General features: G+C 68.6%; 8 protein-coding genes. 3 read left to right on the top strand and 5 right to left on the bottom strand.

The annotated features are described in order from the left end of the window. Positions 1–159: 159 nt before the first annotated feature. The 5 genes from dinB to V6D00_11715 all read right to left on the bottom strand — a co-directional run bounded on the left by dinB (position 160) and on the right by V6D00_11715 (position 7,641). A complete protein-coding gene (gene dinB, locus V6D00_11735) occupies positions 160–1,338 on the bottom strand; it encodes a DNA polymerase IV (GenBank protein ID HEY9899845.1) in 1,179 nt (392 codons plus the stop codon). Further along, positions 1,335–4,406: a DNA polymerase III subunit alpha gene (locus V6D00_11730; GenBank protein HEY9899844.1), complete on the bottom strand. Its 3,072-nt coding sequence runs from the start codon at positions 4,404–4,406 to the stop codon at positions 1,335–1,337. The genes dinB and V6D00_11730 overlap by 4 nt, the downstream gene beginning before the upstream one ends. A gap of 264 nt (positions 4,407–4,670) precedes the next feature. Next, positions 4,671–5,735 (bottom strand): hypothetical protein, encoded by a 1,065-nt coding sequence (locus tag V6D00_11725; protein ID HEY9899843.1) that lies wholly within the window; start codon positions 5,733–5,735, stop codon positions 4,671–4,673. Positions 5,736–5,773: 38 nt separating this feature from the next. Further along, a complete protein-coding gene (locus tag V6D00_11720; GenBank protein HEY9899842.1) occupies positions 5,774–6,841 on the bottom strand; it encodes an ATP-binding protein in 1,068 nt (355 codons plus the stop codon). Between the two features lie 146 nt (positions 6,842–6,987). Then, on the bottom strand, positions 6,988–7,641 hold the full coding sequence (locus V6D00_11715; GenBank protein ID HEY9899841.1) for a response regulator transcription factor: 654 nt from the start codon (positions 7,639–7,641) through the stop codon (positions 6,988–6,990). Positions 7,642–7,901: 260 nt separating this feature from the next. On the opposite strand from V6D00_11715, the gene V6D00_11710 reads away from it, so the two are divergent. The 3 genes from V6D00_11710 to V6D00_11700 form a co-directional block, all read left to right on the top strand. Beyond that, entirely contained in the window at positions 7,902–8,492 is a 591-nt protein-coding gene (locus V6D00_11710) for a hypothetical protein (protein HEY9899840.1), read from the top strand. 11 nt (positions 8,493–8,503) lie between these two features. Continuing rightward, positions 8,504–10,348 carry an NHL repeat-containing protein gene (locus tag V6D00_11705; GenBank protein HEY9899839.1) on the top strand — a complete coding sequence of 615 codons (1,845 nt, stop codon included), beginning with the start codon at positions 8,504–8,506 and terminating at the stop codon, positions 10,346–10,348. Positions 10,349–10,369: 21 nt separating this feature from the next. Beyond that, positions 10,370–11,167, top strand: a 798-nt coding sequence (locus V6D00_11700) for a hypothetical protein (protein HEY9899838.1), incomplete at its 3' end; no start/stop codon positions are given.

The following is an 11,167-nucleotide window of genomic DNA, read 5'->3' as shown; positions in this document are numbered from 1 at the left end:
CTTCAACTCAGTGAGGTGATATGGGGTTGATGAGAGTATCCTGTCACAGTTCATGATGAATACCCGTTGCCTGTGACATCATCGAAGCGTGAGCCAACTATCCATCGCTTGGCCAGTCAGCAGGCAGCGGAAATCCCTTCTGTCGCGAGGTGAAGAAGATCACTCAATTAGCGCCCCACGCCGCAAGGCCGCAGGGCCAAAGCGATCGCGCATTCCATCCATCACGCGGTAAAGCGCATCAGGGTCACGAGAGGCTCCTATCCCCTTGGCCGCAGGCGACGTGAAGAGCGTAAGTTGCGCATTTGGCCGGAAGTTCGAGACGCTCGCCCCGATGAGCCGCAGCGGGCGCCGAGCGTCCCACGCGCTGGTGGCCAGCTTCCAGGCCGTGTCGTACACCGCGTCGTCCTCGTCGGTCCCGACCGGCAGGGTCGTGCTGCGCTCGACGGTCTCGAAGGTCTTGGCGTAGCGCACCTTGGCCGTCACCGTCGCGGCCGTGAGCCCGTGCTTGCGCATCCGGTAGCCCAGCTCGCAGGCGATCTTGAGGATCATCCGGCGCAAAAAGACCGGATCATCGCTGTCGACATCGAAGGTCTCCTCGCCCCCCATGCTCTTGGGAGCCCCGCCGGGCGTCACCGGGCGCGGGTCCAGCCCCCGCGCGATCAGCCCCAGGTCGCTCCCCTGCGCGCCGAAGTGCGCCTTCAAGAAGGCCTCCCCGACCTGGGCGAGCTGGCCGACCGTCTTGATCCCCAGCGCGTAGAGCCGCTCTTTGGTCCGCTCGCCGACCCCCGGGATCACGCTCACGTCGCGCGGGTGCAGCCACGCCTCCTCGTCGCCCGGCCGGATCAGGCACACCCCGGCGGGCTTGGCGGCCTTGGAGGCCACCTTGGCCAGGAGCTTGGACGTCCCGCCTCCCACCGACGCGCTCAGCCCCGTCTCGGCCTTGATGGCCTTTCGCAGGGCGTGACTCACCTGCTCGACCGGCCCGAGCAAGGCCTCGGTCCCCGTCATGTCCAGGTAGGCCTCGTCGAAGGAGAGCGGCTCGACCACCGGCGAGAAGCGCTCCCAGATGGCCTGGAGCTGGGCGTTCACCTCCCGGTACTTGTCCATCTCGACGGGCAGGCGCACTGCGTGAGGACACAGCTCGTAGGCCTTGTAGAGCGGCATGGCCGAGTACACCCCGAAGGCCCGCGCCTCGTAGCTCGCGCTCGCGACCACCCCGCGCTTGATCGAGTGCCCCCCGATGATCACCGGCTTGCCCTGGTACTGGGGGTAGTCGCGCTGGGCGATCGCCGCGAAGAACGCGTCCATGTCCACGTGCAGGATCGATCGGCGCTTCATCCGGCCTCCCTGGCGCCCAGCGCCTCCACGTGGGTCACCACCAGGATGGGCTCGCCGTCCTCGTCGCCGAGGGTTCCCGAGAACACCGCAGCCCCCCTGCGCAGCTCCAGCGAGAAGCGCTTGTAGGCCTCGGGGAAGACGACCCCCTGCATCTGGCCCGCCCCGTCCGAGAGGGTCAAGAAGCACATCTTCTCCCCCTTCTTGGTGCGGTGACCGAAGCGCGAGACGGTCTCCGCCACGACGCTGACCTTGGCCTTGAGCGGCAGTGCCCTGGCCTCCTGGAACGAGACGCACCCGACCACGCGGGGCAGCTGCCTCACGGTCACGGTGTAGCCGAGACGCTCCCGCTCGATGGCCTGGCGCCGGCGCGGCGGGTACTCGGCGAGCACCCCGGGCGGCTCGGGAAGCACCTCGGGCAAGGCGAACAGCATCCCCTGCGCCGGGACGCTGGGCGCCGTCTTGGCGCTCGAGAGCATCACCAGCTGCCACAGCAGGCCCGGGCGGCTGAGCCCGAAGACATCGCAGGCCCCGACCACGATCAGGGTCTCCAGCTCGGGACGCGCAAGCCCCGTCCGGCGCCGCAGGTCCCCCAGGTGCGCGAAGGGGCCGTCCCGGCGCGCCTGCAAGATCGCCTCGATCCCCGCAGGCCCCAGCCCCTTGATGGCCGAGAGCCCCACCCGCAGAATGCCGCCGTCCTCGACCTCGTAGCCCTCTGCGGAGCGGTTCACGCACGGCAGGGCGATGGTGGCGCCGAAGGCCCGGGCGTCCTCGATGTAGACCCGCGGCGGGTAGTAGCCGAAGCCGGCCGAGAGGACCGCGCTCAGGTACTCGACGGGCCAGCGCACCTTGACGTAGGCCTCGCGGATGGCCAGCGCCGCGCACGAGGCGGCGTGCGCCTTCACGAAGCCGTAGCCCCCGAAGCTGCTCAGGAGCTCCCACACCTCCTCGGTCCGGGCCGGGTCGCGCCCCAGGCGAGCGGCCCCCTCGAAGAAGGCGTCCCTGAGGCGCGCGATCTCGGGGCGGATGCGCTTGGCGATCCCCCTTCGCAGGTTGTCGCACTGGCCCATGCTCAGCCCGGCGAAGACGTGCGTGACCTGGAGGCACTGCTCCTGGTAGAGAATGCAGCCGTAGGTATGCGCCAGGACCTCGGAGAGGCACGGGTCGGGGAAGGCGACCGGCTCGCGGCCGTGGCGCCGCGCCACGTAGCGGGGCGTGATCCCCCCGTCGATGGGGCCGGGACGGTAGAGGCTGGTGATGGCGGTGACGTCCTCGAGCTCCGTCGGCTGGAACTGGCGCAAGAGCCCCTGGACCCCGCTGCTCTCGAGCTGGTAGATCCCGAAGGTGCGCCCGCTGCGCAGCAGCTCGAAGGCCTGCGGGTCGTCCAGGGGCAGCCCGTCGGGCACGAGGCCGAGGCCGTAGCGCGAGTTGACCAGGGCCACGGCGTCGTCGAGGATGGCGAGGTTGCGGTTGCCGAGCAGGTCCATCTTGAGCAGGCCGACGGCCTCGACCCCGTTCATCTCGTACTGGGTCACGACGGGGCCCTTGGCCGAAAGCTCCAGCGGCACCACGTCCGTCAGGACGTCCCGGCTGATCACCACGCCGCAGGGGTGCAGGCCCAGGTGATCGGGGATGCCCTCGAAGGCGCGGGCCGTCTCGAGCAGCCCCTTGTAGGGCTCGCGATCGATCGGTAGCCCCCGGCACTCGGGAGCCCTGGAAACCGCCCCCGCGATGTCGCCCGAGCCGAACCACCCCGGCATGCGCCGCGCCACGTCGTCGATGACGCCCTGCTCGATGCCGAGGGCCGCCCCCGCGAGCCGAACGGCCCCGCGCGCGCCGTGGTGCTGGTGGGTGGCGATGCGCGCCACGTGCGCCTCGCCGTAGGTCCGGAAGCAGTAGTCCACCACCTCGTCGCGCCGCCGCCAGTCGAAGTCCAGGTCGATGTCGGGCAGGCTCTTGCGCTCGGGGTTCAGGAAGCGCTCGAAGCACAGGTAGTGCTCCAGCGGGCAGATCTGCGACACCCCCAGGAGGTACAGGACCAGGCTGCCCGCGGCGCTTCCGCGCGGGACGTGGGGAATGCCCACCGCCCTGGCGAAGCGCACCAGATCCCACGCCACGAGGAAGTAATCCGCGAAGCCCATCGCCACGATGACCGCGAGCTCCTCGTCCATTCGCCGCCGCGCGTCGGCGCGATAGGCCGAGGCCGCGTAGCGGCGCTCGAGGCCCTCGGCGCAGAGGCGGCGGAGCATGGCCTCGCTCGTCTCGCCAGGTGAACGGCCCGGGAAGTCGGGCAGACGGTACGCCCCGAAGACGGGCGCGTAGGTGCAGGTCTCGGCGATCGCCCGGGTACTGGCCAGCGCCTCGGGAACCTCGCGCCAGGCGCACCGCAGCTCCTCGTCGGCTGCGAGATGGCGAGGGCCGGGCGCCAGGCGTCCCAGGCCGTGGCCCCGCCTCAGCAGCTGCCAGGTCCACTCATCCTCGGGGCGCATGTAGGAAGCCTCGTGAGCGGCCACCACCTTCGCGCCGCAGGCCTCGGCGAGCCGCAGCAGGGGCGGCGCCGGCCACCAGGGGCCGAGCTGCACGAAGCAGTGCTCGGCTCCGAAGGCCCCGCGCCAGGTTCGCAGGAGCGCCTCGGCCGTCTCGCGGCGCCCCTCCGAGAGGAGGCGCGGCAGCGCGCCACGCTCGCCCCCGCTGAGCAGCGTCAGCCCTGAGGCATGGCTCGCCAGCTCCTCGGGCGAGAGCCCCTTGCCCCCGTCGAGCTGAAAGCGGGAGACGAGGCGCGACAGGTTCTTGAAGCCCGCCTCGTCGCGGACCAGGAGCGTCGCCCGCAGCGGGTGAGGGCTCGCGCTCTCGTCCAGTCGCAGGGAGAGCTCGGCGCCGATGATCGGCCGCACTCCCGCCTCGCGTGCCGCCCGGACAAAGGGCACGAGGCCGTAGAGGCCGTCCGTGTCGGTCAGGGAAATCGCCTCGTGGCCCCGCGCCGCCGCCTCGGCGACCAGGTCGGGGATGGTGAGGGTGCTCTGGCGAAAGGAGTAGACGGAGTGGGTCTGCAGGTGGACGATGTCGTGCATGTCGAAGGCCTCGAATTATTGAACATATGTTCGACATGAAGCTTAAACCCTTGCCTGCCCATCTGTCCACGGCAGCATGTCAACAAGAACGACCTCGGCCCGCCGGTGTGCGGTCGGCGGGCCGAGGGGCTCAGAGAAGGGTGTATGGGTGATGGGGTTATCTTGCCACGGCCCGGGGAAACGAGAAGCGATCGCGCCCGCCTCCCAGGCGTGATCCGCCTTTCCCTTGCTTGCTGCTTGACAGCCGTCCGCGATCTTTGAACCCTAGACAGCAAGCGCAGGTACGTCCGAAAGGGAATCACCATGCGTCAGCGGAAGCGTCATGGCGATACGCTCGCGAGCGCCCGCCCTCTCCTCGCATACCGCGCCGCCCGCGAGTTCCAGCCGCGCCGCGGCCAGGTCGAAGCGGCTATCGGCGACGTCATCGAAGCAGCCACAGCAGTCATGGTCGATCGCCAGCAACAGCTGACCCTCAGGTCCGGCGCCGACGCTTACCGTGGCAGAAGTCGCCCCGCAAGCGTCGGCGGCCCGCTCCAATGAAGCCTCGGCCAGACAGTACGCGGCGTGGCAGACCGGAGCCGGCAGCATGCCCACGGCTTCCTGGACCGCGTCGGCGAGATCGACCGTGATGGCCAGCCGACCGCCGACCCGCCGCGCCAGGAAGGCCAGGGCGGGCGCGAGGCCGGCCTTGGGCACATGGGGGTGCAAGAGGTGGCTCGCCTCGCGCAGATCCGTCTCGCGCAGGGTGTCGATGCGCTCGCGCAGCGCGATCAAACCTGCCGCTTCGTCCCGCGCGGGATCGCGCAGGGCGGCCACCTCTTGCCTCAGCTCGCACAGTTCCCCCTCGACGCGGGAGACGAGGAGCTTCCTCAACTTCTGGCCCTCGGCCTCCTTGGCCCAGCGCACCATCTCGTGGGTGGTCAGGATGCGGTCGATCAGCCGGCGCGCCTCGGTAACCCGGTCGGCGTGCGCCTGGATCATCTCGCAGAAGGCCAGGCAAACCAGGATGACGAACATGGGCACGAGCCAGAGCCGCGGAAGGGCGAAGCCGGCCCCGAACAGCACGTGGAGCAAGCGACCGAGGAGCACGCTGGCGATCCAGGTGCTCAGGATGAACGCCCCCCAGAACACCCCCCAGTTGCGCAGGCGCGGCCGGCGCAAGCGCTCGGCGAAAGGAGCGAGCGCCGGCCAGGCGAGGGTCCCGATCACGAAGCTCAAAAGCGTGCCAGCGAAGACGAGTTGCGGGTGGTGGGAGCCGAGGCGATCCGCCGGGGCGAACGACGCCAGCACGGATGCCCGGTTCAGCGCGACCACCAGCAGGATCGGCAAGAAAGGGCCTTTGAGCCGTGGCAGGGAGGGGCCTCGGGTCATGCTCCGGCCCTTGCGATAGGCAAGCTGACCTGCAAGCTCGTCCCCCTGCCGGGCGCCGAGCTCACGTCCCAGGTGCCGCCGTGGGCCTCCAGCTCCTTGCCCAGGACCGAGAAGCCGAGCCCCCGCCGCATGCGGGCAGCACCGAGCCCGCGCCCATCGTCCGTCACCCGCAAGGCGATCCCGCCTTGCGGGCCGGGCTCCCCTACGACGCGCACCTCCCGGGCTCGGGCATGCTTGAGGGCGTTGAGCAGCGCCTCCTGCACCAGGCGAAGGGCCGCTCGCGTCGCTGCGGGCGGCAGCGCCGCCCCTGACTCCTTCAGGCGGGGGTCCAGCTCCAGCCTCACATGCAGGATCGGGGCGAAGGACGCCACCAGGTGCTCCAGTGCGACGAAAAGGTCGCCGGCATCCTCGATGGAGCCCAGCCACCCGGCAAGCCCCGAGTCGAGGACCTCGGCAGCCCGCCCAAGTCGTTGCTCGACCTGTCCCAACTTGCTCTCGTATGCCGAGCGGTCGTTCTCACGTTGCGCCATGCCCTCGCCCAGTTCAGCCCAGCTCAAGAGCAGGAGGGTCTGGAGCTCGCCATGCAGCATCCGCGCGACCTCCGCCCGCATCCGGTCGTCCTCGGCGACCAGCTGGGCCTTGGAGCGCGTCAGCTCCTCCGAGAGGCGCAGCAGCCGGGCCTTGTGGTCGAGCGAGTCGCGGTCCCCCGCGGCGCTCCGCTCGGCCACGGCGAAGAGGATCATGGTGATCATGAAGCCGTTGAGGGCCGCCACCGTGGCCGCCTTGAGGTGGAAGACCTCGGGGAGCCAGAGGTGGCCCGCCACGGACCGGCCCCCCATGAGCGCGGCCAGCGAGAGCCCGAAGACCCCGTACAGGGTGAGCCAGGCGGCCGCTCCGCTCCGAAGGGCCGAAAAGCGATCGCACAGCCAGCGCGCGACGGGTGCGCTGGCGAACCCCGTCAGATTCGCCACGAGGGTGAGGCCGGCCCAGATCGCGAAGATCCGCGCCTCGTCGGCGGGCTCCTGGAAGCGGCCATAGGCCCAATCCACGAACTGGCCCGCCATGAGGGCGAGGACAACCGCTAGAAGGATGAATAGCCGAGCGGAGGGGATTGCCGGTCCAGGCGCTCGTAACAAGTCATGGCGCTCGCTCACCTAGGCATCATACGCATCCGAGCCAGGCAGTTCAAGGAAGGCCTCGTCCAGGCCGCCTACCGGGGCCTCTCGCCGAGGAACGCCAGCGTCGCCAGGACCCGGGGGTTGAAGGCCGTGTTTCCGACCTCGATGCCGAGGTCGAGGTAGATCTGGCTTATCAGGCGTTCGACCGATCGCTCCGTGAGGGCGCACTTGTTCGCGATCGCCGCGTTGCTGTAGCCCTGGGCGATGTAGGAGAGCAGCTCGGCGGAGCGACCGGTCAGCTGCGGCTTGGCGAGATGGGCCTGGGCGGAGGCGATGATCTCGGGATCCAGCACGACCAGGCCGGCGGCCACGCTCCGGATGCAGCGCTCCAGGGAGTCGACCGAGAGCGCCGACTTCTTGAGCATGTAGGCCCAGCTCTTGCCGAGCGGTCGGCGCAGCGCTTCCACGTAGGCCAGGTCCGCATGGTTCGAAAGGATGGCGATCGAAAGCTCGGGCCACCGCTTGCGGAGCTCCTTGGCCAGCGCGATGCCGTCCATCCCGGGGCCCAGGTCGATGTCGCAGAGCACCACGTCGGGCGGACACGTCCCGATCCCGGCCAGGGCTTCTTCGGCGGTGCCGAACGTCGCGGTCACGACCATGCCGGGGACCCGGGACAGCGTGCTCTCGAGCAGCCCGCGCAGCAGCTGCTCGTCCTCGACGAGCGCGATTTCGAGGCGATCGCCCATCATCCGAGATCCTCAACAAGTCGGTTCATCACCGTCCATCATAGCTCGGTCGACCTGACGGAGGAAGTAGGATAGCCGCGCCCCTCTTGTCGGCCATCCGACAGCAACTCGACGGCTAGCTGCGTTGCTTCACAGGGGCCCAGGTTGTCACGATCGTGCTGTCCGCGCCTACGTATCGGCGACCTCTCTGGGCTCCGAACCGAGAGGCGCGGCATCGAGTTGGTCCAAGACGCCGTATCCACTTGAAAAGGGGTTCGTTGATGAAGCTGTCGAATTGGTGCTGGGGTGCACTCGTTCCCTTCCTGGCCGTCGGTTGCGTGTACATGCCGATCGGCAGCTTGCCCAAGCTCACGGTCCTGAACGCCGCCTCGTCGGTGGGCGGCGGGAAGGCCGAGATCCAGGTGACCCCTCGGATCTCGACCGGCGGGCTGAGCATCCAGAGCGTGGTGAACCCCTTCGGCAGCTCGGACGTCGATCACCTGGTCCTCAAGCTCTTCACCGTCAGCGGCGGCACCGAGACTCCAGCCAAGGACGGCCAGGGCAACCCCCTCCAGAAGGACATCGGGAGCGCCAGCCTCGCCGACGCCGTGGCCTTCGGCGGCCTGCGCCACGACACCACCTATCGGATCCGCGGTTACGCCTACAAGGCCGCGGGCACGGCGGCGGGCGACCTCATCAGCAAGGACGCGAGCTCCTCGATCGACGTGGCGGTGGCCAGGGACGATCGCCCCGTTGTCACGAACATCCCCATCCAGCTGATCGACAAGACCTTCGACGGCCAGGCCACGGCCTCGAACATCGTCGTCACCGGCGGTGATCTGGTCGACAACGGCACCGAGACCATCCAGTAGAGGAGAGCCCCTTGCGACACTACAGAAACCGGATCCTGAGCTGCGCCCTCAGCCTCGCCCTCGTGGGCTGCGCCGGGCTGAACCCGCCCTCCGCCCAGGTGGGAGTCGTCGGGCAAGCCAGGGTGGCTCACGCCCGGGTGGTCCTGCAGCCGAGCGTCACCCCGGCGCGCGGGCTCCAAGCCGTCATCAACGCCTACACGGCCTCGAGCATCAATCGCCTGGACGTGGTGCCCTACGTCCAGACGACGCCTGGCACCTTCTGGCCGCTGTCGGCCAGCACCGGGACCGCCACCGACTCGGCGGATCCCGCCGCCATGCTGCGGGTGACCCAGTCCTCGCCTTCGATCAACGTGACCAAGCCCATCGTGCTGGACAACCTCCAACCGAATGTCACCTACCGGTTCTACGCCCGGGCCTATGACAGCCAGGGCACGCTCATCTCCAGCAACGATTCCGGATCCTACGCGGAGCTTGCGGTCGGCAACGAGGATCGCCCCACCCTGGGCGCGCTGCCCATCAAGCTGGTGGACCGGGCCTTTTCGGGCTCCACCACCGTGAGGCTGGCTGCCACGGGCGCGACCTCCCGCCTGAACGTGGTGACCACCGACGTCTTCACGGTCGTGGACGGGGTCGACGTGGAGCTTGCCGGCAGCGCGGCCACGACCTCCGCCGGCCTGCACCCCGACACCGTGACGCTCTCCAACCTGCAAGCCAACTCCACCTATCGGGTCAAGGCCGAAGCCCTCGACGCGAGCGCCTCGGTGCTCGCCACCGCCTCGGCGGACGTGGTCGTGACCAACGACGACGCCCCGCCCCCCGTCACCTTGACCCTCGCGATTCCTAGCCCGGAGGCGACAACCACCACCCTGGCGGGTACGGCGGGCACCTCTGGCACCACGGATGACACAGGCACGGCCGCCAGGTTCAACAATCCGTGCGGGGTCACAGCGGACGGCTCGGGCAACCTCTACGTGGCGGATTCTAACAACCATACCATCCGCAAGATCGTCCTCTCGACCGGAGAGGTCACCACCCTCGCGGGGACGGCCGGAGTCAACGGAAGCACCGATGGCACCGGCACGGCCGCCACGTTCTCCTCTCCGCGAGGATTGGCGGCGGATGGCACGGGCAACCTCTACGTGGCGGATTCTAACAACCAAACCATCCGCAAGATCGTCCTCTCGAGCGGCGTCGTCACCACCCTCGCGGGAGCGGCCGGGTCCGCCGGAAGCACCAACGGCACCGGCTCAGCCGCCAGGTTCTTCAATCCGCTAGGATTGGCGGCGGATGGCACGGGCAACCTCTACGTGGCGGATTCTACCAACAGCTCCATCCGTAAGATCGTCCTCTCGACCGGGGTCGTCACCACCCTCGCGGGGACGTTAGGGTCCTACGGAAGCACCGACGGCACCGGCACGGCCGCAACCTTCAAGAATCCGGCCGCGGTCACAGCGGACGGCTCGGGCACCCTCTACGTGGCGGATACGTACAACCACACCATCCGTAAGATCGTGATCTCGACCGGGGTCGTCACCACCCTCGCGGGGACGGCAGGATCCAGCGGAAGCACGAACGGCACCGGCACGGCCGCCAAGTTCAACTCTCCGAAAGGACTAGCGCTGGATGGCACGGGCAACCTTTTCGTTACCGATCTAGCCAGCCACACTCTCCGCAAGATCGTGATCTCGACCGGAGCGGTCACCACCCTCGCGGGAACGGTCGGATCCAGCGGAAGCACGGACGGCACCGGCTCGGCCGCCAAGTTCGACACTCCCTACGGGATCGCAGCGGATTCCTCGGGAAACCTCTACGTGGGAGATTACAGCAACAACACCATCCGCAAGATCGTCCCGTAGCAGACCATGAGGAACGAACAGATGAAACTCCTTCGCCACGTCCCCCTCTCGGGACTGCTCCTCTTGGCGGGCTGCGCCCTGGTGGCCGGCCCCACCACACCGAGCGGCAGCGCCACCCTCTCCTTGCAGCCCACCGTTCAGAGCGGAGGCTACCGCACCCAGACGGTGGTCAACGCCTACGCCCAGGCGGACATCAACCACCTCCAGGTCAAGCTCTTCAAGGTGGTGAGCGGATCCGAGCAGGCGATCCTGGGTACCGGCGGCTCGCAGCTCATGCTCGACCTGCCCCAGGCCAGCCTCAGCGCTCCTGTCACCTTCTCCAACCTCAACTACGACACCACCTACCGCGTGCGGGCCTACGCCTACGGCGACGCCGGCACCGGCAACCTCATCAGTGCCACCGACGCGGGATCCTACGTGGACCTGGCGATCACCAAGGACGATCGGCCCACGCTGGCCAACTTGCCCGTCAAGCTCATCGATCGCACCTTCGATGGACAGGCGACGGCTTCAGCGATCGCCGTCACCCCCGGCACCCTCACCTCCGCCGGCACCATGAGCATCAGCCAACCTTTGATCGTCGCCACCCTGGCGGGTACGGCCGAATCACTTGGTAGCACGGATGGCACGGGCACGGCCGCCAAGTTCAAGAATCCGTCCGCAGTCGTAGCGGACGGCTCGGGCAACCTCTACGTGGCGGATACCTTCAACCACACCATCCGCAAGATCGTCCTTTCGACCGGCGTCGTCACCACCCTCGCAGGGACGGTGGGATCCAGCGGAAGCACGAACGGCACCGGCACGGCCGCCAAGTTCAAC

Source organism: Pantanalinema sp. (genome assembly GCA_036704125.1).
Lineage (GTDB): Bacteria > Cyanobacteriota > Sericytochromatia > S15B-MN24 > UBA4093 > JAGIBK01.
This window is presented reverse-complemented; position numbering and strand designations above follow the sequence as displayed.